Annotated in this window: 14 protein-coding genes; 2 read left to right on the top strand and 12 right to left on the bottom strand. The window is 73.6% G+C overall.

Going from position 1 to position 23,011, the window contains the following annotated elements; translation table 11 throughout:
- Positions 1-59: 59 nt before the first annotated feature.
- The 3 genes from TPA0908_RS25995 to TPA0908_RS25985 all read right to left on the bottom strand — a co-directional run bounded on the left by TPA0908_RS25995 (position 60) and on the right by TPA0908_RS25985 (position 6,784).
- On the bottom strand, positions 60-2,042 hold the full coding sequence (locus TPA0908_RS25995; protein WP_281942187.1) for an alpha-L-fucosidase: 1,983 nt from the start codon (positions 2,040-2,042) through the stop codon (positions 60-62).
- A gap of 291 nt (positions 2,043-2,333) precedes the next feature.
- A complete protein-coding gene (locus tag TPA0908_RS25990; RefSeq protein ID WP_281942186.1) occupies positions 2,334-2,633 on the bottom strand; it encodes an STAS domain-containing protein in 300 nt (99 codons plus the stop codon).
- Positions 2,630-6,784, bottom strand: a complete 4,155-nt coding sequence (locus tag TPA0908_RS25985) for a SpoIIE family protein phosphatase (RefSeq protein WP_281942185.1) — start codon at positions 6,782-6,784, stop codon at positions 2,630-2,632. The genes TPA0908_RS25990 and TPA0908_RS25985 overlap by 4 nt, the downstream gene beginning before the upstream one ends.
- A gap of 431 nt (positions 6,785-7,215) precedes the next feature.
- Here TPA0908_RS25985 and rph point away from each other — a divergent pair, with 431 nt between their 5' ends.
- Positions 7,216-9,825, top strand: a complete 2,610-nt coding sequence (gene rph / locus TPA0908_RS25980; RefSeq protein WP_281942184.1) for a rifamycin-inactivating phosphotransferase — start codon at positions 7,216-7,218, stop codon at positions 9,823-9,825.
- Positions 9,826-9,831: 6 nt separating this feature from the next.
- Here the strand turns inward: rph and TPA0908_RS25975 are convergent, their stop codons facing one another.
- The 8 genes from TPA0908_RS25975 to TPA0908_RS25940 form a co-directional block, all read right to left on the bottom strand.
- The gene (locus TPA0908_RS25975; RefSeq protein ID WP_281942182.1) at positions 9,832-11,526 is read right to left on the bottom strand and encodes a serine/threonine protein kinase; all 1,695 of its coding nucleotides are present in this window, start codon (positions 11,524-11,526) and stop codon (positions 9,832-9,834) included.
- A 196-nt stretch (positions 11,527-11,722) separates the two neighbouring features.
- The gene (locus TPA0908_RS25970) at positions 11,723-13,171 is read right to left on the bottom strand and encodes an arabinofuranosidase catalytic domain-containing protein (RefSeq protein WP_281942180.1); all 1,449 of its coding nucleotides are present in this window, start codon (positions 13,169-13,171) and stop codon (positions 11,723-11,725) included.
- A 60-nt stretch (positions 13,172-13,231) separates the two neighbouring features.
- Positions 13,232-14,674, bottom strand: coding sequence for an arabinofuranosidase catalytic domain-containing protein (locus tag TPA0908_RS25965; RefSeq protein WP_374709261.1), 1,443 nt, complete (start codon positions 14,672-14,674; stop codon positions 13,232-13,234).
- 276 nt (positions 14,675-14,950) lie between these two features.
- Positions 14,951-15,820 (bottom strand): STM4011 family radical SAM protein, encoded by an 870-nt coding sequence (locus TPA0908_RS25960; protein ID WP_281942176.1) that lies wholly within the window; start codon positions 15,818-15,820, stop codon positions 14,951-14,953.
- Complete coding sequence (locus TPA0908_RS25955; protein ID WP_281942173.1) at positions 15,817-17,142, bottom strand: STM4012 family radical SAM protein; 1,326 nt, start codon at positions 17,140-17,142, stop codon at positions 15,817-15,819. The genes TPA0908_RS25960 and TPA0908_RS25955 overlap by 4 nt, the downstream gene beginning before the upstream one ends.
- Positions 17,139-17,942, bottom strand: coding sequence for an STM4013/SEN3800 family hydrolase (locus TPA0908_RS25950; RefSeq protein WP_281942171.1), 804 nt, complete (start codon positions 17,940-17,942; stop codon positions 17,139-17,141). The genes TPA0908_RS25955 and TPA0908_RS25950 overlap by 4 nt, the downstream gene beginning before the upstream one ends.
- On the bottom strand, positions 17,930-19,036 hold the full coding sequence (locus TPA0908_RS25945; protein WP_281942169.1) for an STM4014 family protein: 1,107 nt from the start codon (positions 19,034-19,036) through the stop codon (positions 17,930-17,932). Before TPA0908_RS25945 ends, TPA0908_RS25950 begins: the two co-directional genes overlap by 13 nt.
- A 22-nt stretch (positions 19,037-19,058) precedes the next feature.
- Positions 19,059-19,991 carry an STM4015 family protein gene (locus TPA0908_RS25940; RefSeq protein WP_281942167.1) on the bottom strand — a complete coding sequence of 311 codons (933 nt, stop codon included), beginning with the start codon at positions 19,989-19,991 and terminating at the stop codon, positions 19,059-19,061.
- 186 nt (positions 19,992-20,177) lie between these two features.
- Here TPA0908_RS25940 and TPA0908_RS25935 point away from each other — a divergent pair, with 186 nt between their 5' ends.
- Positions 20,178-22,052 carry an AfsR/SARP family transcriptional regulator gene (locus TPA0908_RS25935; protein WP_281942165.1) on the top strand — a complete coding sequence of 625 codons (1,875 nt, stop codon included), beginning with the start codon at positions 20,178-20,180 and terminating at the stop codon, positions 22,050-22,052.
- On the opposite strand, the gene TPA0908_RS25930 is transcribed toward TPA0908_RS25935, so the two are convergent.
- Positions 22,016-22,939: a hypothetical protein gene (locus TPA0908_RS25930; RefSeq protein WP_281942163.1), complete on the bottom strand. Its 924-nt coding sequence runs from the start codon at positions 22,937-22,939 to the stop codon at positions 22,016-22,018. The genes TPA0908_RS25935 and TPA0908_RS25930 overlap by 37 nt on opposite strands.
- Positions 22,940-23,011: the final 72 nt, after the last annotated feature.

Below are 23,011 nucleotides of genomic sequence, written 5' to 3'. Positions count from 1 at the left end.
GTGTCGCCAGCACCGCCGGGGGTGCGTGACGCGCACGCGTCGGACGTGGATTCAGGGATTCAGACGGTGGCGAGGGTCCACAGCAGGTTGGTGCTGCCGTCCCAGCTCCACTGCTTGACCGGGGAACCGGAGGCGACCTGGCCGCCCCCGTCGAGCACCAGGCCGGTGGCCCGGTTGGCGATCCGGTACCGCCCGTTGCCCTGGTCGGTGAGCTGCCACTGCTGGCTGTTGCCGCCGTTCCAGGGCGCCTGCTGGGCGGCGGCGCCGTTGGTGGTCTGGCCGAAGCCGTCGACGACCATGCCGTTGGTCCGGTTGACGATCCGGTGGTACCCGGTGCCCAGGTCGACGAGCTGCCACTGGAGGTTCGTGCTGCCGTCCCAGCTCCACTGCTTCAGCGGGGAGCCGGAGGCGACGTTGCCGCCGCTGTCGAGCGCCAGGCCGTTTGTCACGTTGGTGATCCGCTGCCAGGTGGTCGAACCGCCGCCGAGCGTCGGGATCGGGCCGCTGAACGTCAGCTTGACCACGTACGCGGGCGCGTTGAACGGCGCGCCGGCGGACGGCATGGTGATCCGCAGGCCGCCGGAGTCCTGGGTGCGGGTCGGCAGGTTGACGTAGCTGCCGGCGTTGGCGTCGAGCAGTTGCACGCCGGTCAGGGTGCCGAGGTTGATCCGGCCCGACGCCAGCGTGGTGACGGTGGCCGTGCTGCCCGGCCAGCCGAGGAACGTGGCGTACAGCACCCGGTTGTCCTTGCTGCGGGTGAACCGGATGTCCCGGGCGGTGCCGGCGCGCGGGGTGCTGAACGAACCGCCGCCCATCTGGGTGGGGCCCTCGCCGTACGTCGTCCAGGCCCGGGTGGCGTAGACGGACTCGCCGAAGCGGCGCAGGTAGTCACCGATGGCGAGCAGGATGCTGCGCTGTCCGTCGGGGATGGTGCCGTCGGCCGTCGGCGCGATGTTGAGCACCATGTTGCCGTTCTTGCTGACCCGGTCGAGCAGCGAGTGCAGCATCTGGTTCAGCGAGTAGTAGCCGATCCCCACCGTGTAGCACCAACTGGAGCTGCTGATGCTGTCGTCGGTGAGCCAGTACGGCTGACGCAGTGCGGCGGGACCACCGCGCTCGTAGTCGAAGACCGTGCCGCCGAGGTCCAACCCGTCCTTGTAGGTGGCGACGACCTCCTTGTTCCACGCCACGGCCCGGTTGTAGTAGTAGGCCAGGAACCGCAGCCGCTGCGCCTCGCTGATCCGGCTGAGGTTGAAGTCCTGCCAGATCATGTCCGGCTGGGCCTGGTCGATGACCTCGCGGAGCTTGTCGTACCAGAGCTGCTCCTCCGCCGCGGTGCCCAGTTGCCCGTAGAGCTTGCGCAGGCTGGCGTCGGACTGCTGCGGCGCCCACTGGTAGAAGCCGGTGAAGTTGTACGCGTGGTGCATGGCGACCATGACCTTGAGGCCGCGGGCCCGGATGGCGTCGGTGTGCAGGCGGAGCAGGTCCAGCCGTGGGCCGCGGGCCACCGAGTTCCACTCGTTGACCTGGCTGTTCCACATGGAGAAGCCGTCGTGGTGCTCGGCCACCGGCCCGGCGAACTTGGCGCCGGCGTCGGCGAACAACTGGGCCCACTCGCCGGGGTCGAAGTTGCCGCCGGCCGAGCGCAGCCGGGGGGCGAACTGCACGAACCGGCCCGACCGGTCGTTCGCGCCGTTGATGAAGTGGTGGTACGGCCAGACCGACGGGTCACCGTAGACGGACTTGTGGTGGTTGTTCTCGTTGGAGCCGTTGTTGTACATGTTGCGCGGGTACCACTCGTTGGCGTACGCCGGAACGCTGAACGCTCCCCAGTGGAAGTAGACGCCGAACTTGGCGTCCTGGAACCACTCCGGCGCGGCCGGGTGCTGACCGACCGACGCCCACGTCTCGGCGTAGCTGGCGGGTCCGGGGATGGCGGCGGCGGCGGACCCGGGACGGAGGACGCCGCCGACGGCGGCCGCGGCGCCGCCGGCACCGAGAGCGGCCAGGAGCGAACGGCGGGTGAGGTGGGGACGGGACATGGTGATCCCTCCGAAAGCGGTGGTGGGTGAGGGGGCTCACATGACTGAGACATCAGACGTTAAGCGTTACATCTGCGTAACGTCAACGTTTTGGTCCCGTGGACAGCGGCCAATTGGAAGGCCATACGTCTTATGAATGCTGCGCCGACGTTGCCACCTGCGTTAACGCTAACATCGACGTCTCTAAAAGTTGCACGACGACGGGGCGCGGTGCTGCGGAGACCGGGTGAGAGGACGGCTCCGACCGGCTTCGGTGCGGCCGTGGCGGGCGCGGGCCCCCCGGCCGGTGCCTCAACCGCTCCGGACGGTGGTCAGATCGGCCAGCCCGGAGATGGTGAGCAGCGGCTCCAGCAGCGGACTGGCGACGAGCGCGATGCGTTCGGCGTGCGGGAACAGCACGGCCAGGCCGGCGCTGTCGAGATATTCCACCGCGGTCAGGTCCACCACGAGGGGGTCGCCGTCGGGTCGGACGGCGTCGTCGAGCGCGGCGGCGAAGTCGGCCGCGTTGCTCATGTCGATCTCGCCGACCGCGGTCAGCACGCGCCCCCCGTCGGGGTCGCTGCCGGTGGTGAGCGTCAGGGCCGTGCTCATCGGATGATCCTTGCCTGCATGTCGACGGTGGTGCCGGTGGCCCCCGGGGTCACCGTGATGGAGTCCATCAGAGCACGCATGAGCACCAGCCCGCGGCCCCGGTGCGGGTCCGACGGCCGGTCCCGGTCCCGCCAGTGCCCGCTGTCGGTGACGCTCAGCCGCAGCGCGTCGGCGGTGGCGGCGGCGCGCAGCCGGATCCGCCCGCCGGGACTGTCCCGGTGGCCGTGCTCGACCGCGTTGGCGCACGCCTCACCGGCGGCCACCAGGACGTTGTAGGAGTGCGCCGGGGCCAGCCCGCACCGGTCCAGCCACCCGCGCAACGCGGTGCGCACCTCGGCCAGCCGCGACGACTCGGCCGGGAAGTCCAACTCCAGCGGCCCGGGGTGGCGGTAGAGGAGCAGAGCCACGTCGTCGTCGTACCCGCCTTCCGGGGTGAGCTGAGCCATCACCTCGGTGGCCAGCGCCTCGACCGGGATGCCCCGGCCCTCCTGGATCGCCGCGGTGGCCCGGCCGATGCCGGCGGTCAGCGGCTGACGGCGCCGTTCGACCAGGCCGTCGGTGTAGAGCATGAGCGTGGCCCGGGCCGGCACGGTGATCTCGGCCTCCGGGCGTTCCCGCCCGGTGCGGACCGCGAGCGGCCGGGACCGGCCCTGGTCGAGGAACTCGGGCGTGCCGTCGGGATGCACCACGATGGCCGGTGGATGCCCCGCGCTGGAGTAGCGCAGCCGGCCCGTCGCCGGGTCCAGCACACCGCAGAGGACGGTCGCGCACTGCGCGCCCGGGAGCAGGGCGGCGAACCGGTCCAGGGCCATCAGCGTCTGGGCGGGGCTGGCGTCCTGCAACAGCAGCGCTCGGCAGGCGCTGCGCAACTGCCCCATCACGGTGGCGGCCCGCAGGCCGTGGCCGACGCAGTCGCCGACCACGATAGCGATGCGTCCGTCCGGCAGCTCGACCGTGTCGTACCAGTCGCCGCCGACCTTGAGCGGAAGCGACGCGGGGGCGTAGCGCACGGCGAAGCCGGCGGGAAGCTGGGACGGTCCGAGAATCGCCCGTTGCAGGGCCAGAGCGGTTTCGCGTTGCTGGTCGATCTGGTGCACGCGGTGCAGCCCCTGGGCGACGTGGCCGGCGAGCAGCGCCAGCAGCGTCTGGTCCTGCTCGGTGAAGGGCCGCTTCTCGCCCAGGTCGATCCAGAGCGCCATGGTGCCGTCCGGATGCTCCAGCGCGATGCCGGCACCGTGCGCCGGCGTCGCCACCGGGGTCAGCAGCGGCGTGTCCCGCAACGCGAGCAGCGCCTGCCGGCGTTCGTCGGGCAGCGTGTCCCACCGCAGCAGGGGGTCGGTCGCGGTGACGCCGGGCCCGGGGGAGTCGCCGAAGACGGCGGTGACCACGCCGGCGGCGCGCCACAGCTTGCGCATCTCGTCCAGCACCCCGTGCAGGGCGTCGGTGAGATCGTCCGCCTGCGACAGTCGCAGGCTCAACCCGGCCAGGGCGGTCTCCCGCTGCACGGCGTAGTGCTCGGTGGTGACGTCGCGGAACGTGCCCACGATGACCCGGCGTCCGGTGTCCGGGTCGTCGACCTGGTTGAACGCGGTCGCGATCCAGAGCCGGTGCCCGTCGCGGTGGGTCACCGGCACGGTGAAGGCGCCCTTCGTCTGGTCGATCAGCACCGAGAACGCGGCGGACACCTGACGGTGTGCCTCGGGCTCGGCCTCCGGGTCCGGCCACCACGGCTGCACCGGCAGGTAGGGCAGGCTCTCCGGCCCGTAGCCGAGGATGTCGGTGAACGCCGCGTTGATCTCGACGACCGCGCCGGCCTCGTCGCAGACGAAGAACGCCTCCTGCAACGAGTCGATGAGCGCGGTGCGCCAGCGGGCATGGTGGTTGCGCAGCCGGGCCAGCTCCACGTTCGCCCGCACCCGGGCCAGCAGCTCGGCGGCCGGGAACGGCTTGACCAGGTAGTCGTCCGCGCCGGCCTCCAGCCCCTCGATCGAAGCCTCCTGCCCGGCGCGGGCGGACAGCAGCAGCACCGGCGTGCCGGCGGTCCGGGAGTCGGCCCGCAGCGCGGCCACCAGTTGCAGGCCGTCCAGCCGGGGCATCATCACGTCGCTGACCACCAGGTCCGGCGTCTGGGTGCGGGCGGCCTCAAGCGCCTCCTGGCCGTCGGCCACGGCCCGCACCCGGTGCCCGGCCGAGCGCAGCAGGCGGGTGAGGTACTCGCGCATGTCGGCGTTGTCGTCGGCGACCAGGACCCGGGCCGGGACCTGCCCCGGCCGGGCCGGCGCGGGACCCTCGACCGGTGTCGCGTCCTCCGGGACGACCTCGGCCGTCGGTTCGCCGGGCAGCCAGCGCAGCGCCTCCTGCACGAACGGCTCGGCGGAGACCGGCACGCGGCCGGAGCCGGCCGCGGTGATCGCGTCGGCCGGCAGGTGGGCGTCGCCGAACGGCAGCCGGACCGTGAACGCGGTGCCGCGGCCCACCGTGCTGCTGGCGGTGATGGTGCCGCCGTGCAGCGTGACCAGCTCCTTGACCAGGGCCAGCCCGATGCCGCTGCCCTCGTCGGAGCGGGAGCGGGCGTTCTCGATGCGGTGGAACCGCTCGAACAGTCGGGGCATCTCCTCCTCGGCGACGCCGATGCCGGTGTCGACCACCCGCAGCACGGCCTGCCCGTGCTCGGCGCGCAGCTCGACCCGCACGGTGCCGTCGAAGGTGAACTTCAGGGCGTTGCTGAGCAGGTTGAGCACCACCTTCTCCCACATGCCGGGGTCGATGTGCACCGGCTCGGGCAGGGCCGGGCAGTCGACCTCGAAGGTCAGGCCGGCGCGTTCGATCGCCGAGCGGAAGACGCTGGCCAGGTCGGCGGTCACCGCGGCGAGGTCCACCGGCTGGTAGCGGGCCTGCATCCGGCCGGCCTCGATCCGGGAGAAGTCGAGCAGGCTGTTGACCAGCTTGCCCAGGCGCAGCCCGTTGCGTCGGATGACCTCCAGCTCCTCGCGGATCGGCCCGTCGGCGTCCCGCAGCCGGCCGCGCAACTCGTCCACCGGTCCCATGATCAGCGTCAGCGGGGTGCGGAACTCGTGGCTGATGTTGGAGAAGAAGGCGGTCTTCGCCCGGTCCAACTCGGCGAGTTCCTCGGCCCGCCGCTGCTGGGCCTGGTAGCTGCGGGCGCTGGCGATCCCGGTCGCCACGTGCCCGGCGGTCAGTTCCACGAACCCGCGGTAGCCGTCGTCGAGAGCCCGGTAGCGGTTGAGCCCGGCCACCAGGAACCCGTACGGCGTGTCGCCCTGCTGGCGCAGCGGCACCAGCAACGCCTCGGTCGGCGGGTCCGGCCAGGCGCCCGTCGGCAGGCCGCGGAACACGGCGGCGTCCAGCGGCACCCGGACCAGGTCCCCCTCGGTCACCGCCCGTGCCGGCCAGACCGCGTCGGGGTCGTCGAGCGACAGCGTGGCCGGCGCCGCCGGATGGCCGGCGGCGAACCCGGTCGCCTCCGCCAACCGCGCGTCGCCCTCGTCACCGAACAGGTACGTCAGCGTGAACGGCAGGTCGTGCGCGTTGCGCCCCAACTGGCGACCGGCGAAGGCGAGCGTCTCCTGCTCGGTGCGGATCACGCTCGGGTCGGAGCCGAGGTCCCGCAGGGTGGCCATCCGGCGCTCGCCGATGACCCGCTCGGTCTCCTCGCTGACCACGCAGAGCATCCCGACCAGCGTGCCGTCGTCGTCGCGCAGCGGGCTGTAGGAGAACGTGTGGTAGGTCTCCTCCCGGTAGCCGGCGCGTTCCAGGAACAGCAGCAGCCCCTCGTCCCAGGTCGCCTCGCCGGTGCGCAGCACGGTGTCGATGCGGGGGCCGATGTCGGCCCAGATCTCCGCCCACACCTCGTTCGCCGGTCGGCCCAACGCCCACGGGTACTTGCGGCCCAGCGTGTCGCGGCGGTATGCGGCGTTGCAGAAGAACGTCAGCTCGGGGCCCCAGGCCATCCACATCGGGAAGCGGGAGGAGAGCAGGATGCGCACCGCCGTCCGCAGGCTCTGCGGCCACGCGTCGGGCTGCCCCAGCGGATGGGCCGACCAGTCGACCCGGGCCAGTTCCGGGCCGATCTCACCGTCGACGGCGAACACGTCGGCACGTGTCCGCGGGTCGGTGCCAGCGCCGGTCATCGCCCGAGTCTCCCTCACCACAGCAGATCCCGCTCGTCCAGGTCGAGGCACCACCGTGGGCGACAAATCCGGATACAACCTGTCATCGAGTCGCCCGAACGGCCCCTCAGAGTAGCTCTCCGTTCCGGTCTTGCCCTCAGGGCGTCCCCGCCATGCCACCGACCGCCGTCGGGAGTGCCACAATCCCGGCCGCTGCCCGCCCGGTCGCTGCGACGCTTCGCGTCGTCGCCGGCCGAGGCGTGGGTGTGCGCGGACCGGAGCGCGCTGCCGGACGCCACCGATGGTGAGGGAGAGGGCCGGAAAACAGCGATGGCAGGGAGACACCCTCCCTGCCACCTCTAACGTATATCGCACCCCGGGGCTTGCCGCAAGACCCCGGTCATGCCGCAGAATCGTCGGCCGGACGCGGATGAGCTGGAAAAACGGGGGGCATGACGATGGCCGGACGCTACGTGGTCGGGTTCGACGAGATCGACGAGAGGCAGGTCGCCACCGTCGGTGGCAAGGGCGCACACCTGGGGGCGCTGTGGCGGCTCGACGGGGTGAGCGTGCCGCCCGGCTTCTGCGTGACCACCGACGCGTACCGGCGGGCCGTGGCGGACCTGCCGGCGCTCGACGGGTCCCTGGACCGGCTCTCCCGGCTGCGCCCGGACGACCGCGAGGCGATCCGGACGGTCAGCGCCGAGATCCGCCGCGTCGTCGAGGAGGCGGCCGTCCCGGGCGAGGTCGCGGCGGCGATCGGTGCGGCGCTGGCCGGGTTCGGCGCGCACGCCGCCTACGCGGTGCGGTCCAGCGCGACGGCCGAGGACCTGCCGACGGCCTCCTTCGCCGGCCAGCAGGACACCTACCTGAACGTGATGGGCCCGGACGAGATCCGCACCCACGTCGCCCGGTGCTGGGCGTCGCTGTTCACCGAGCGGGCGGTGACCTACCGCCTCCGCAACGGCATCGACCACCGTACGGTGCACATGGCCGTGGTGGTGCAGCGGATGGTGCTTCCCGACGCGGCGGGGATTCTGTTCACCGCCGACCCGGTCAGCGGGCACCGGAAGGTCGCCTCGGTGGAGGCCGGGTTCGGTCTGGGCGAGGCCCTGGTCTCCGGACTGGTCACCCCGGACGTGTTCACGGTGCGCGACGACCGGGTCCGCTCCCGGACCATCGCCACCAAGCCGCGGGCCGTCCGCGCCGTCCCGGGCGGCGGGACGCGGACCGAGGCGGTCGATCCGGCCCGGCGGGAGCAACCCGCGCTGACGGACGAGCAGGTGGTCCGTCTCGTCCGGCTCGGGCGGCGGATCGAGGCGCGGTTCGGCGGCCCGCAGGACGTGGAGTGGGCCCTGGCCGACGGCGACCTCCACATTCTCCAGAGCCGCCCGATCACCACGCTGTTCCCGGTTCCGGTGGTCGACGACGGGCAGAACTACGTCTACCTCTCGGTCGGCCACCAGCAGATGATGACCGACGCGATGAAGCCGCTGGGGCTGTCGATGTGGCGGCTGACCGCCATGGCGCCGATGCACGAGGCCGGTGGCCGGCTGTTCGTCGACGCCACCCGGCACCTGGCCACACCGGCGGGCCGGGCCGCCTTCCTGGACCTGATGACCAGATCGGATCCGCTGACCAGGGACGCGCTGGAGACGATCCTGGACCGCGGTGACGTCGTGCCGACACTGCCCGACGACGGCCCCGCCGGTCCGCCCCCCGGGCTGCCGTCGGCGACGATCGAGACCGACCCGGCCGTCGTCACGGCCCTGATCGAGCGGAGTCGGGCCAGCATCGCCGCGCTGCGCCGCGACATCGGCACCCGGACCGGGCCGGCGCTGTTCGACTTCCTGGTGGCGGAGGCGTTCCCGGAGCACAAGCGGGCCCTCGTCGACCCGGTCAACATGCAGGCGATCATGGCCGGCATGGAGGCCACCTGGTGGCTCAACGACAAGCTGGGGGAGTGGCTGGGCGAGCGGAACGCCGCCGACACGCTCACGCTGTCCGCCCCCGGCAACGTCACCTCGGAGATGGGGCTGGCGCTGCTCGACGTCGCCGACGTCATCCGCCCCCACCCCGAGGTGGTGGCGTTCCTGCGGGACGCCGCGGACGACGACGGCTTCCTGGACGAGCTGCCGAAACTGCCGGGCGGACGCGAGGCACGCGACGCCCTCCAGGACTACCTCGACCGGTACGGCATGCGGTGCGTCGGCGAGATCGACATCACCCGACCACGGTGGAGCGAGCGCCCGGCCACCCTCGTACCGCTGATCCTCGACCACGTCCGGAACGTCGCGCCCGGCGCCGCCGGACGGCGCTTCGCGGAGGGCCGGCAGGCGGTCCGGCGGAAGGCCCGGGAGGTGCTCGACCGGCTCCGGGCCCTGCCGGACGGGGACCGCAAGGCCGACGAGACCCAACGGATGATCGACCGGGTCCGGACCTTCATCGGCTACCGCGAGTACCCGAAGTACGGCATCGTGAGCCGTTACCTCGTCTACAAGCAGGCGCTGATGGCGGAGGCCGACCGGCTGGTACGGGACGGTGTGCTGCCCGACCGGGAGGACGTCTTCTTCCTGACCTTCGACGAGTTCCGGGACGCGGTGCGGACGCGCCGGGTGGACGCGCGGCTCATCCGCGAGCGCGCGGAGGCGTTCCGGTTCCACCAGGCGCTCACGCCACCCCGCGTGCTCACCTCGGACGGCGAGGCGGTCCACGGGGCGTACCGGCGTGACGACGTGCCGAGCGGCGCGCTGGCCGGCGTGCCGGTGTCGACCGGCACGGTGGAGGGGCGGGCCCGGATCGTCCTCGACCTGGCCGGCGCGGACGTCGAACCGGGCGACATCCTCGTCACGGTCCACACCGACCCGAGCTGGACGCCGCTGTTCGTCGCCGTGGCCGGCCTGGTGACGGAGGTGGGCGGCCCGATGACCCACGGCGCGGTCATCGCCCGGGAGTACGGCCTGCCGGCCGTCGTGAACGTGCCGCGGGCCACCCGGCTGATCCGCGACGGGCAGCGGATCCGGGTGCACGGCTCCGGCGGGTACGTCGAGCTGCTGACCTGAGGGGGCTCAGGCGGCGCCGCGGTCGACCAGGCTGAACGTGGTGTCGATCGGGGCGTCGCCCATCTCCTGGACGTAGATCTCCTTCTCGGTGTCCTCCCACTGCACCACGCCGTACTTGTCGCTGATGATCGAGTAGGAGGTGCGGCCCTTGTCGTCCTTGCCCTCGCGGGTGATGCTGAACACGGTGGCCCCGGTGGGTTCGCACTCGGCGCCCACCAGGGACGCGTACCCCTCGGGGTCGAGCTTGACGCCGAGGCACGGACGGTGCGCGATGTCCGGGTTCACCGACTTGATCATAAAGTCGACGCCTACCGGTTCGAGCACGAAGAGCGCGTCCTTGCCGGTGCCGTCGCCGACCGTCAGCTCACCGTCGAACGGCAGCGACAGGTCCCGGTCGATCTCCACCACGTGCAGCAGGACCCGCCGCTGCCCGGCCAGCATGGCCCGGGTCCGGTCGGCCGACGCCGAGGGCGATCCGCCCGGGGTCCGGGACGCCGTCGCGGAGGGCGTGCCGCCGGTGGTCGGCCCGCCGGCCGCCGGCGACGTGGACGGCGTGCCGCCGCTGGTCGGCGAACCGCTGCCGGCGGAGCCGGTGGGCGTCGAACCGGACCGGTCGCCCACCAGGTCCGCGCCGTACAGCGCGGCCGGCACCAGCACCGCCATCACGGCGGCGCCGGCGGCCATCCCGATGAGTCGGCGGCGCCGCGTCGTGGCCGTGCCCGGATCCGCCGGGACGCCCCGGTCCGCGCCGTCGGGGCCGCCTCCCGGTGCGGGACCGGCTTTCGCTCCCGCGCCGGCGGCGGGGCCGACACCGGGGCCGCTCTCCGCTGCCGCGCCGGGCACTGTCGGCCCGGCGGTCCGGACGGCGGCCCCGCTCGGCGGCGAGGCCGCGGTCAAGAGGCCGTCGAGCAGGTCGCGGGCCGTCGGCCGGGCGGTCGGCTCCTTCTCCAGCGCCCGGGAGACCAGCTCCCGCAGCGGGCCGTCCAGACCGGTCAGGTCCGGCGGCTGGGTCATGATCCGCATCGCGGTGGCGGTGGCGGACTCGCCCCCGAACGGCGTCCGGCCGGTCGCGGCGAAGGCGACCACGGCGCCCCAGGCGAAGATGTCCGCGGCCGGGCCCGTGCGTTGGCCGGATGCGCTCTCGAACCGCTCCGGAGCCATGTACGCGACGGTGCCGACCATCTGGTCGGTCCGGGTGTGCTGGCTCGTGGCCTCGAACGCGCGGGCGATGCCGAAGTCGATGACCTTGATCCCGCCGGGCGCGACCAGGACGTTGGCGGGTTTCAGGTCCCGGTGGATCACGCCGGCGCCGTGGATGGCGGTGAGCGCGGTGGCCACCCCGACCGCGATGCCGTGCACGCCGGCCGCCGTCATCGGTCCCCGGTCCCGGACCACCTGCACCAGGCTGGGCCCGTCGACGTACTCCACCACCAGGTACGGCGGGTCGTGGTCCGGGTCGGCGTCCAGCACCTCGGCGGTGCAGAACGGCGGCACCTGGCGGGCCCGGTTCACCTCGCTGCGGAACCGGCCCCGGAACTCGTCGTGGTGGGACAGTTCGGCGCGGACCACCTTGACCGCCACCTGCCGGCCCTGCGGCGACCGGGCCAGGAACACGCTGCCCATGCCGCCCTCGCCGAGCCGGCCGAGCAGTTCGTAACCACCGAGCCGGACCGGGTCACCGGGACGCAGTCCCTCGCTCACTCCGGGCCTCCGCAGGCCGCAACCGTCCCGCGAACCGACACGCCTGTCACGCAGTTCCCCTTCGGACGCCCCGATGACCGCCCGCAGCCTACCGTCCGTCCCGGGCCTGCCCGGCGTGCGGCGTCCCGTCCACGGCGACCGGGTCCGCCCGTGATCCGGCCGCCGCCCCGTGGGACCGGGCGGCGGCCGGATCGGCTCAGCGGTAGCCGGCGGCCACGACGTTGGCCTGGACCGCGTTCTCCGTCGCGTCCGAGGGGTAGCCGGCCACCATGGCCCCCTCGTAGAACGTGCCGACGCTCTGGTTCCTGTTGTCGATGCAGCAGTCGCCGCCGCTGCCCAGGATGATCGCGCCCTGCTTCTTCATCGGGCTGTAGCCGGGGGGAAGCGACCCGTCGTAGAGCGTGTACAGGTTGCCGGACTGGGCGTTGCTGCCCTTGATGGCGAACCGTGAGGTGCCGTTGTTCTTCAGCGTGGCGGTGACGAACTTGCTGGTGAAGGCGCGCTGGTTGGGGTTCCAGGTCTGGCTGCCGCCGGGGTAGAGACCCCACTCCAGGTCGGCCTGGACCCAGGGGCCGCTGCCGGAGCAGCCGCCGAACCAGCAACTGGTGCTGAAGTTGATCGCGTCCATCGCGCCGGCGCCGTCGGCCCGGCGGGTGGTCTCGCTGTTGCCGTAGTCGAAGCAGCAGCCGCTGTTGACGTGCGTGCCGCTGGTGACCATGTACATGCCCTCCGGCGCGCTGCCGGTCGGGACGCCGGTCAGGTGGCCGTCGCGCCAGTAGCTGCTGTTGCCGGGGATGAACAGCGAGTACGCCTTCGCGCCGCCGACCGTGATCGCCTCGCGGTTCGCCACGGCCGGTTGCACCGCGCCGCCGATGCCGCCGGCGCCCTGGTAGCCGAGGTTGTTGCCCCGCGTCGTCTGGTCGTAGATCCAGGTGATGACGCAGGTGGTGTTGGCGCAGAACGAGTCCTGCGCGGCGGCGTTGGCGGGGCCGCCCGCGGTGAGCGTGGTGATGTCGCGGGTGGTGTTGTCGGAGGCGCGGCGCACCTGGTAGAGCCGCCCGCTGTAGGCGCGGAACAGCGCCCGCGTGGTGCTGTGCGCGGCGACGCAGGGCGTGCCGCCGGCCGCGTAGATGTCACACGGCCCGTCGCCGCCCGGTGGCGGGGTGCTCGGTGGCGGCGTGGTGGGTGGGGTGCTCGTCGGCGGCGTCGTCGTGGGCGGTGTGCTGACGCCGCCGGTGCAGGTGGTGCCGTTGAGCGCGAAGCTGGTGGGCACCGGGTTGCTGCCGGTCCACGATCCGTTGAAGCCGAAGCTGGTGCTGCCGCCGGTGGGGATGTTGCCGTTGTAGGAGACGTTGGCGGCGGTGACGGCGGCGCCGGTCTGGGTGATGGTGGTGTTCCAGTACTGGGTGACGGTTTGGCCGGCGGCGAACGTCCAGGTCAGCCGCCAGTTGCTGACCGGGTCGCCGAGGTTGGTGACGGACACGTTCGCGCCGAAGCCACCGGACCAGGACGAGGAGACGGTGTAGCTGACGGAGCAGCCGGCGGCGGCGGCGGACGCGAACTGGGTGCCGGTGAGCCCGGCGGTGGTGAGGGTGAGCGCGGCGGCGGCGATGAACGCCCACCGCGGCCGGGAGGGACGGGACATGGATGATCTCCTTGCTGAGTGGTGGACCGCCGGGCGTCAGCCGGCGGTGACGGGTGGCCGTCAGCGGTAGCCGGCGGCGGTGATGTTGGCCTGGACCGCGTTCTCGGTGGCGTCGGTCGGGTAGCCGGAGGTCATCACGCCCTCGTAGAACGTGCCGGCGGAGCCGTGGCTGTTGTCGCCGCCGATGCCGAGGATGATCGCGCCTTCCTTCTTCATCGGGTTGTAGCCGGCGACGTTCGGCCGCTTACCGTCGTAGAACGTGGACAGCCCGCCGGACTGCGCGTTGCCACCCCGGATGGCCCAGTGGTTCGGCTCGCCCTTGACGATCGCGGTGAGGTAGCGGTGGCTGATCGACGGGTCGTTGGCGTTGTAACCGGCGTTGACGCCGGAGAACAGCCCGTTCTCCAGGTCCGCCATGATCCACGGGCCGTTGCCGGTGCCGTAGCCCCAGACCTTGATGTTGCCGAAGTAGATGGCTTCCATGGTGCCGTTGCCGTTGTCGCGGCTGTTGGTCTCGGCGTTGCCGTAGTCGAAGCAGCAGCCGCCGTTGTAGTGGGTGCCGTCGAAGATGGCGTACATGCCCTCGGGTTGGTCGCCCTTGGCGATGCCGTTGGTGCTGTTGTCGCGGTAGCCGGTGCCGGGCGCCACGAACACCCCGTACGCCCGGTGCCCGAGCACCGTGGTCGGTGCCGCCTTCGCGTCGGCGAGGTTGTCGTACCCACCCGGAGCGGGGCCGGAGAACCCGCCGGGCGGCGCCTGCGTCAGGTCGTTGCCCCGGCCGGACTGGTCGTAGATGACCGTGATCAGGCAGCTCGTGTTGGCGCAGAACGAGTCCTGTACGGCGGAGTCGGCGGGCCCGCCGGCGCTGAGCGCGTTGATGTCGCGGGGGGTGTTGTCGGAGGCGCGGCGCACCTGGTAGAGCCGCCCGGTGTAGGCGCGGAACAACGCGCGGGTGGTGCTGTGCGCGGCGACGCACGGCGTGCCGCCGGCGGCGTAGATGTCACATGGCGCGTTTCCCGTCGGCGGTGGGGTGGTGGGTGGCGGCGTGGTCGGTGGTGGGGTCGTGGTGGGTGGGGTGCTGACGCCGCCGGTGCAGGTGGTGCCGTTGAGCGCGAAGCTGGTGGGGGCGGGGTTGCTGCCGGTCCACGATCCGTTGAAGCCGAAGCTGGTGCTGCCGCCGGTGGGGATGTTGCCGTTGTAGGAGACGTTGGCGGCGGTGACGGCGGCGCCGGTCTGGGTGATGGTGGTGTTCCAGTACTGGGTGACGGTTTGGCCGGCGGCGAACGTCCAGGTCAGCCGCCAGTTGCTGACCGGGTCGCCGAGGTTGGTGACGGACACGTTCGCGCCGAACCCGCCGGGCCAGGACGAGGAGACGGTGTAGCTGACCGCGCAGCCGGTGGCGGCCGCGGCGGGCAGTTGGGTGGCGGTGAGGCCGGCGGTGGTGAGCGTGAGTGTGGTGGCGGCGGCGATCAACGCCGCCCGGTGGCGGGGATGGTGCGTCAGTCGCACGGGGACCTCCCGGTCCGTGAGCGGGGGTGACGACCGACCGAGGCGAAGTTAGCGTTCACATCATTCGTATGATGTGTGCCTCGCGCGGGGAACGGCCGGTTGTCGACCCCTGCCGTTCCTCGGTCAGCCGACGCGAGCAGCGCCGGTCTGCCCTGGACCGGCGGCGGTGCGATGTGCTCAGCTCCCGGTGCCCCCCGACGAAGAGGCACCCGTCAATGTTTGCGTTAACATCAGATGCCTGTCAATGGGCGGAACCGTTTCGACCAGCCGTCAGCGCGGCGTCGTGACCGGCGACGGCCAGCCGGCCGGGATCCGCTCCAGCACCCCACCGGCGAACACCTCCCGCAGGCCGAGCGGCTTGAGGTGGACGTACCCGATGTGGCAGTCGCAGACCGCCGTGTCGCACCCGCGGGGCTTCAGCGCGGCCCGCCACGAGCCGTCGTAGAGGTTGCCGATCGGGGTGGGGATGAAGTGGCAGCGGCGGACCGTGCCGTCGCCCAGCACCGAGACGGCGGTCTCCCCGGCGTGGCACGGCCGGCCGAGCGACAGGTGCGGCCGGACGCTGTAGCCGAAGTGCGGGTCCAGCGCGGTCCAGGTCGCCTCCTCCTCGGCGTCGTAACGGCGACCCTCGGCCGCGTTGACCCACAGGTAGACCGCCGGCGGCAACGCGGCCCGCAGCGCCCGCGCCTCGTCGAGGTGTTCGGGCAGGCCGACCACCCCCACCGAGTAGCGGATGCCCAGCTCGGTCAGGCGCGCGCAGCGGGCCAGGAACCGCGCCCGCTCGACCTGCCCCGGGTGGTAGGTCGTCCAGAGCGCGGCCGAGCCGGGGTCGGCGTCGGCCAGCCAGTCGACGCGGGCGGCGAGATTGGTCTGCACCACCACGCGGTCCACGTGCGGCAGGTGCGACAGCGACACCATCGCGTCCCGGTACCAGCGCCGGGTCAGCGCCTCGCCCCACGGCGTGAACAGCACCGACAGCCGCACGTCGGTGGTCGCCGCGACCCAGCCGGTGAACCGGGCCAGCGCCGCCCGGTCGGCGCGCAGCAGCTCCGGCGGGTCCTGCCGCTTGGCGAACGGACAGTAGGGACAGTCGTAGTTGCAGCTCGCCAGCGGGCCGCGGTAGAGGATCGACAGCGTCATCGCAACGCGTACCCGGTCATCGCGTGTCGGACCTCGGCGGAGGTCAACCACGGGCCGACGGCGTCGGAGCGGGCCAGCCCGGCCGCGGTGAGCCGCAGCCCGCCGTCGGTGGCCCAGCCCCGCTCGACGAGCCGGCCGAGCTGCGGGAAGTCGTCGACCGGCCGTCGCCCGAAGCGGGCCCGGTAGGCGTCGGCGTCCACCCCGTCGACGCGCAGCAGCGACGTGAGCAGCCAGCGGCGACGCTGCTCCGCGTCGTCCAGCCGGAAACCGAACTCGGCGTACGCGAAGTCGTCGGCGGGACGGCCGAGGTAGTCGTCGAGCACCGCGCGCACCTGCGTCACGCTCACCGCGTAGTCGAAGGAGTAGTGCAACGCGGTGGTGTAGGAGCGGGCGCCGCAGCCCAGTCCGACCATGCCGTCGTCCTGGCAGCAGTAGCCCGGACCGTCCGGCGCCGGCGCGTCGGCCCGGCGGAACTGGCGCATCGACTCCTGCCGGTAGCCGGCCGCGCCGAGCGTCTCCACCGCCTGCCGGTAGAGCGCGAGGCGCTGGGCGTCCCAGTCGGCGCGGGCGTGCGTCCGCCGCCCGAGGCCGGTCAGTGGCCGGACGTAGAGCGGATAGAGGAACAGTTCCTCCGGCCGCCAGGCCAGCGCCGCGTCCAGGCTCTGCCGCCACGTGTCGGCGGTCTGCCCGTCGATGCCGTAGATCAGGTCGATGTTCAGCGACGGGATCCGCGCGTCCCGGATCGCGGCCAGCGCGGTCTCCACCTCGGCGCGGCGTTGCGGCCGGCCGGCGGCGCGGGCCTCGACGTCGAGGAAGCTCTGCACGCCGATGCTCACCCGGGTGGTGCCGTGTGCGGCGAGCACCGCGAGCCGGTCCGGCGTCGCGGTGGCCGGCGAGGTCTCCACCGACAGCGGTACGCCCGGCAGGCGCGCGCCGAGTGTCTCGGTGGCGACGGCGAACAACGCGGTCAGCTCGTCGGCGGTGAGGTAGGTCGGGGTGCCGCCGCCGAACGCGGCGCGGGCGAACCCGGCGTCCGCGCCGAGCGCCTCGGCGACCCGCCCGGCCTGCCGGCGCACCTGACGTAGGTACGCGGTGACCTGCTCGGCCGGCGCGTTGGCGCGGGTGAACAGGTTGCAGAACCCGCACCGCATCTCGCAGAACGGCACGTGCAGGTAGAGGAAGAGCGCGTCCCGCGCCTCGGCGCGCCACACGTCGGCCAGCCGGGGCCGGGGCCGCAGCGCCCGGTAGGAGGTCTTGTGCGGGTACGCGTAGAGATACTGCTGGTAGGCGGAGCCGTCGAGGCTCGGTTCGGTGCTGGTCACCATTCTCCCGGGTGCAGGGTGAAGTCGGCATAGGGGACGGTCCACACCACGTCGTGGCCGATCCGGTGGCCGGTGTGGCCGTCCTCCCCGTAGGCGGTGCCGTGATCGGAGCAGATGATCGTGAACACCGGCCGGTCGCGACCGGTGACCAGCCGGAACAGCCGGTCGATCCGGCCGTCGACGTACTCCAGGGCGGCGGCGTGGCTGGCCCGGCTGTCGGTCTCGGCGCCGGGCAGGTGGTGCCGGTTCGGCTGGTGCAGCGCGGCGACGTTGAGGAAGGTGAACAAGGGCCGGGCGGCCGGCACCCGGGCCAGCACCTCGGCCAGCCGGTCGAGCTGGGCGTCCAGGCAGGTGGGGGACGTGACGCCGAACTCCGGCTCCCAGTGCGCCTCGGCGAACAGGCCGGGCAGCACCGCGCCGAGCGGGGTACGCCGGTTGAAGAAACCGACCCCGCCCAGGCAGAGCGTGTGGTAGCCGACCGCGGCGAGCGCGGTGGGCAGGTCCGGGGCGTCGAACACCCAGGTGTCCGCGCCGGCCGTCTCGCTGCCCGGGAACGCCGCCGCGAACCGCCGTTCGTGCGGCCCCGGCGTGGTCGGCGTGGGCAGGAAGCCGGCGAAGAACGCGTGGTGGGCGGCGTAGGTGAAGCTGGCGGGAGAGTGCCGGCGCTCCCACCGGCCGCCGGGCAGCGCCCGGGCCAGCCGCGGCGTCCGCCCCGTCGCGGCCAGCTCGGCGGCCACGTCGTGGCGCAACGTGTCCAGCGTGACCAGGAGCAGGTCGTGGCTGCCGATCAGGCCGCGCATGCGGCCACCCCCGCCCGCCACCGCCGCCACCGGCCGGTGGTCAGCGCGTGCACCTGTTCGGCGTAGCTGTCCCGGCCGTCGGTCAGCACGCCGGGCAGCAGGTCGCCGAACGCGTTCACCTCGGCGACCGCGTGCCGGCGCCACCCGGTCAGGAACATCAGGTCGACGCCGACGTGAAGCGAGCCGGCGAAGCAGGCGGCGACGCGCTCGCAGGTCTCCATCGCCGCCGACCAGCCCGCCGGGCCGGCCGCGGCGCGCAGCTCGGCCAGGTCGCCCCGGGCGTTGCCGAGGTGCAGGTTGGTCAGCGGGCCCCGGGCGGCGCGCACCACCGCGTGCGTCGGCCGGCCGGCGACCACCAGCACCCGCACGTCGACCACCCGGTCCCGCAGGCCGGCCTTGGGCAGCCACCGTTCGACGTGCAGGCCGTCCGGGGCCAGCCGGTCGACGATCGCGGCGATCGTCGCCTCGTCGGTGTGCCGGCGGACCCGCAGCGAGTTGAACAACCCGTCCGGGGTGGGCTCGACGGTGGTGTCGGCCCGCACGCCGCGCGGACCGACCGCGAGCGCGAGCACCCCGGCGGCGGACGACCCGTGCGCCGGCTTGACGAACACCCGACGCCACCCGGCCGCCGCCATCGCCTCGCGCAGCGCGTCATAACCGCCGGCCGGTGGCGGACCGGCGGAACCGCCGACCGGCGGCAGCGCGGCCGGCACCGGCACGCCGGCCGCCGACAGCACCGCGTGGCAGCGCCGCTTGTCGCAGAGCACCGCGACGTCCGCCGGTGGGTTCAGCAGCTCCGCGCCCCCGGCGGCGACCCGGTCGAGCCCGGCCACCAGACCGGCGTACGCGTCGGCGAGGCCGATCAGCTCGCCGTGCCGGGCGGCGGTGGCCGACCGTCGCAGCAGACGGTCGACGTGCGGATCCTCGCCCGGGGAGTCGACCCGCACCAGCTCGCCGGCCGGCGGCGGGACGGCCCCGGTCAGCACGTCCGCCCAGGGCAGGACGGTGGGGGTGGGCAGCCCCGCGGCGCGCACCGCGCTCGTGAACAGCGCCACCCGGCGGTTCGCGGGATTGCCCACCACGGTCAGTCGCATGTCAGCACGCCACCGCCGCCGGTCACTCCCCGACCGCGGTGTAGTAGTAGTGCCGACCGTCGTACGTGTCGGCGGTCTGCGGTTCGGAGACGTCGACCTCGACGCCGGGCAGCGCGGCGACCACCGACGCGGCCACCTCCTCGGACAGGTAGTGGTGGTGCAGGTCGAGCCGGCGCAGGTGGGTCAGCGGCTGCCCGGCCAGCAGCGCCGTCGCGCCGGCGTCGCCGAGCACGCCCATGGACAGGTCGAGGACCTCCAGCCGGCCGACGACCGGCGCGTCGGCGACCGCCGCGGCGATCGCGTCGGCGTGCTCCGCGTTGCAGAGCCCGAGGTGCCGCACCGCCGGCAGCCGGTCGCCGGCCAGCACCGCGGCCAGGTCGTCCACGGTGGCGTCGCCGCCGTAGTCGGCGACGCCGAGCCACAGGTCCAGCCGGTGCAGCGCCGGCAGGTCGCACGCCGCGACCGCGCGCACCACCTCGGCCGGCAGGCCGCCGGACTCGATCCGCAGCTCGCGCAGCGCGGTGTGCCGGACCGGCTCCAGCCGCAGCCCCTGCGCGCCGCGGATCCACAGCACCTCCAGCGCCGGGCACGCGGCCAGCAGCGGCGTGACGTCCCCGTGGGTCAGCCAGGAGATCTCGCACTGCTCGGCGACCAGGTCGGCCAGGAACACCGCCCGCAGCCCGGTCCACTTCGACGCCGCGTCGACCAGCAGGTCCACCGGCAGCGGGCGCTCGTACGCCTCGCCCCACTCGCCCACCACCACGGCGCGTACCGCCTCGGCCGGCACCTCGTCGAGCAGGGCGCGGACCAGACCGGCGAACTCGGTCGGGTCGGCGTCGAACTCCTCGACCTCCAACCGCCAGGCCACGGCGGACGGATCCGCCGGCAGCGCCATTCCCGGTGTGAACGGCAGGACCGGCAACCCGGCGAACGACGAGACGTGCGAATTGATCACACCAACCTCCGGTGCGGCAGCGGCAAGGGCGGCGGAACCGTAACAGGCGGCCCCGACACGACCAGGGGCGGCGGACTCCTGCCGTGCGCAATGCCGGCCAGTTGTGCGGTGGGTCATCGGCAGGTGGCGCTCCGTCATGGACAGTCGCCTGTCGGTCGCCTAGCCTCCCGGTGGGGGGAGGCGCACATGGCCGCTGCCGTGGACCCGGTCCGCATCAGGGTGCTGGGGCCGGTCGCCGCGCTCCGCGGCCCGGTGGAGATCCCGTTGGGTCCCGCCCGCCAACGCGCGGTCCTGGGCTACCTCGCCCTGCACCCCCGGCAGCCGGTCCTGCTGGGCGCGCTCACCGAGGCGCTCTGGGGCGACGACGCGCCGGACAGCGGCGCACACCTCGTCCGGACGTACGTCGCCCGGCTGCGCCAGGCGCTGGAGCCCGACACCGCGCCCCGGGCCCGCACCAACGTCATCGCGTCGGTGCCCGGCGGCTACCGACTCGACGTCCCCCCGGAGGACGTCGACGCGTGCCTGTTCCGGGCACTGCTCGGCCGGGCCCGCAGCCGGCGGGCGGCCGGCGCGCTCGACGACGCGTTCGAACTGCTCGCCACCGCGCTGGACCTGTGGCGGGACCCGACGCTCACCCACCTCACCGGCCTGCTGGCCGGTCCGCGGCACGTCACCGCGCTGCGCGCCGCCTGGGTCGACGCCGGCCTGCTGTACGCCTCGGTGGCGGTCGCCCTGGGGCAGACCTCGCAGGTGGTGCCGGTGGTCGAACGGCTCGCCGCCGCCGAGCCGTTGCAGGAGGCGGTGCAGGCCCGCTACCTGGAGGTGCTCGCGTGCAGCGGCCAGCGCGCCGCCGCCGTGCACCACTACCTCGACGTCCGGGCCCGGCTCCGTGCCGAGCTGGGCGTGGAGCCCGGTTCGGAACTGCGCCGCATCCACGCCGCGTTGCTGCGCGCCGGGGACGCCCCGGCCCTGGCGGCGTCGGGCGCCCCGGCCCGGCCGTGGACCGCACGGCCGTCCGGTTGGCGGGGGCCGGGGCCGGCCGTCGGCACGCTGATCGGCCGTGATGCCGAGGTCGCACACTGCGCGACGCTGCTGGTGGCGCACCGGCACGTGACCATCGTCGGCCCGGCCGGCTGCGGCAAGTCCGCCACCGGCCTGGCGGTCGCCGAACGGGTCGCCGCCGTGTTCCCGGACGGCGTCGCCGCCGTGGACGCGGCCGAGGCCCAGGACTGCGGCGCGGTGCTGCGCCTGCTCGCCGAGACGCTGGGGCTGGCGGCCACCGCCGATCCGCTGCGCGTCGTGGGGGAGCGTCGGATGCTGCTGGTGCTCAACGACGTCGAGCACCTGGCCGGGCGCGCCGCGGAGATGATCGAGTACGCGCGGCACCGCTGCCCCCGCACGGCCGTGCTGGTCACCTCCCGCCGCCGGCCCGGGCCGGCCCGCGAGGCGGTGTTCCGGCTCGGCCCGCTACCGGTGCCCGGGCCGGCGGACGTGGACACGCTGGCCGCGAATCCGGCGGTGCGCCTCTTCGTCGACCGGGCCCGGCTGGTACGCCCCGGTTTCCGCCTGTCGCCGGCCGACGCTCCGACGGTGGCCCGGATCTGCCGCGAGCTGGACGGGCTGCCGCTGGCCCTGGAACTCGCCGCCGCCTGCCTCTACACCGACAGTCTCGACGGCTTGCTCCGGCGGGTAGCCGACCCGCTCCGCCTGCTGCGACCGCGGCGGCGGGGACACCCGCGGCACCACCGGTCGCTCACCTCGGCGCTGCGGCGCAGCCTGGCCCCGCTGCGCCCGGCCGACCGGGCGTGCCTGGCCCGGTTGGCCCGGGGGGAGCTGCGCTTCTCCCCGGACGACGCGGTCGCGCGCTGCGCCGGCATCGTTCCGGGCGGCGAGGTGCGCGACGTGCTCGACCGGTTGGCCGACGAGTGCCTGCTGGAGCCGGACGCCGGCCCGGACGGCGCCCGCTACCGGCTGCTGCGCACCGTGGCGGTGGCCGCAGCCGGTGAGCGCGACGGGGACGACGGTCAGGCGTTCCAGGGCATGGTCGGGAACCAGCCGTAGCCGAACTTGGCGGGCAGCCGCACGTCCCAGTAGAAGACCAGGAACGCGCCGAGCACCAGCAGCGCGACGCCGACCAGCAGGCCGGCCCGGCCGGGCCGGGACAACCACCGCTGTACGCCGCCGCGCGTGCCCAGCACCAGCAGCAGCGCCAGCACGACCATCACCAGGATGTTGCCCAGCGACTGGAGGACGAGCGCCAGCGCGCCGTAGAACGGGTTGTGACTGTCCACCGCCTGCTCCAGCAGCTTGTGGAACAGCGGGTACGGCCGCCCGACCAGGAAGCCGCCGACCAGGGCGCCGAGCGTCACCAGGCGGGCAGTGGGCCGGTTGGCGAACGGGTCCGGGAGCAGCCCCAGCGCCGCCAGGCCGAGCGCGGCGAACGCCAGCCCGATCAGCCCGAACACCACGGACGCCTGCACCAGCCGGACCGGGAAGCCGGAGCCGACGGTGGCCGTGGAGAGCTGGGGGAGCCGGGACCCGATCAGCACGGCCACGAAGCCGTACACCGCGGCCACCGACACCAGCCCGAGCGCCAGCCAGCCCAGCGGCGCCAGCACGGCGGCGACGCGCCCCCGGCGCGACCCGTCGGCCCGGCCGGCGACGTCCGGCAGCGCGCCGAACACGGCGATGTTGCAGGCGGTGAACGTGCCGGCGAAGCCGGAGACGAAGGCGAACAGGGCGCCGGCCGCGGACCCGCCGATCACGGTCTGCTTGGCGTCGGTGCCGAGCACGGAGTTGGCGACGGAGTCACCGATCACGTGGTCGACCAGCTCGAACGACCAGAGCATGGCGAGCAGCAGGCCCCCGGCCACGGCCACCACCGCGGCGATCGGGCGGCGGTCCCGGGTGAGCGGGCGGTTGGCGGTGGGTCTGGCGAGTGTGGTCATTGACGATCCTCCCCTGGTCCGCGTCCGGGCCGAGAGTTCCGCGCCGGGCCGGCAAACACGAAGAAGCGTGGC

It is taken from the genome of Micromonospora sp. AKA38 (assembly GCF_027925725.1).
Taxonomy (GTDB): domain Bacteria; phylum Actinomycetota; class Actinomycetes; order Mycobacteriales; family Micromonosporaceae; genus Micromonospora.
Note: the sequence above shows the minus strand (reverse complement) of the source record. Positions and strands in the feature narration are given on the sequence as shown.

What these genes read in the sequence shown, in the direction of transcription:
- TPA0908_RS25995 (WP_281942187.1), bottom strand. Translation starts at nt 2,042, where the DNA reads ATGTCCCGTCCCCACCTCACCCGCCGTTCGCTCCTGGCCGCTCTCGGT.
- TPA0908_RS25990 (WP_281942186.1), bottom strand. Translation starts at nt 2,633, where the DNA reads ATGAGCACGGCCCTGACGCTCACCACCGGCAGCGACCCCGACGGGGGG.
- TPA0908_RS25985 (WP_281942185.1), bottom strand. Translation starts at nt 6,784, where the DNA reads ATGACCGGCGCTGGCACCGACCCGCGGACACGTGCCGACGTGTTCGCC.
- rph (WP_281942184.1), top strand. Translation starts at nt 7,216, where the DNA reads ATGACGATGGCCGGACGCTACGTGGTCGGGTTCGACGAGATCGACGAG.
- TPA0908_RS25970 (WP_281942180.1), bottom strand. Translation starts at nt 13,171, where the DNA reads ATGTCCCGTCCCTCCCGGCCGCGGTGGGCGTTCATCGCCGCCGCCGCG.
- TPA0908_RS25960 (WP_281942176.1), bottom strand. Translation starts at nt 15,820, where the DNA reads ATGACGCTGTCGATCCTCTACCGCGGCCCGCTGGCGAGCTGCAACTAC.
- TPA0908_RS25950 (WP_281942171.1), bottom strand. Translation starts at nt 17,942, where the DNA reads ATGCGCGGCCTGATCGGCAGCCACGACCTGCTCCTGGTCACGCTGGAC.
- TPA0908_RS25945 (WP_281942169.1), bottom strand. Translation starts at nt 19,036, where the DNA reads ATGCGACTGACCGTGGTGGGCAATCCCGCGAACCGCCGGGTGGCGCTG.
- TPA0908_RS25935 (WP_281942165.1), top strand. Translation starts at nt 20,178, where the DNA reads ATGGCCGCTGCCGTGGACCCGGTCCGCATCAGGGTGCTGGGGCCGGTC.
- TPA0908_RS25930 (WP_281942163.1), bottom strand. Translation starts at nt 22,939, where the DNA reads ATGACCACACTCGCCAGACCCACCGCCAACCGCCCGCTCACCCGGGAC.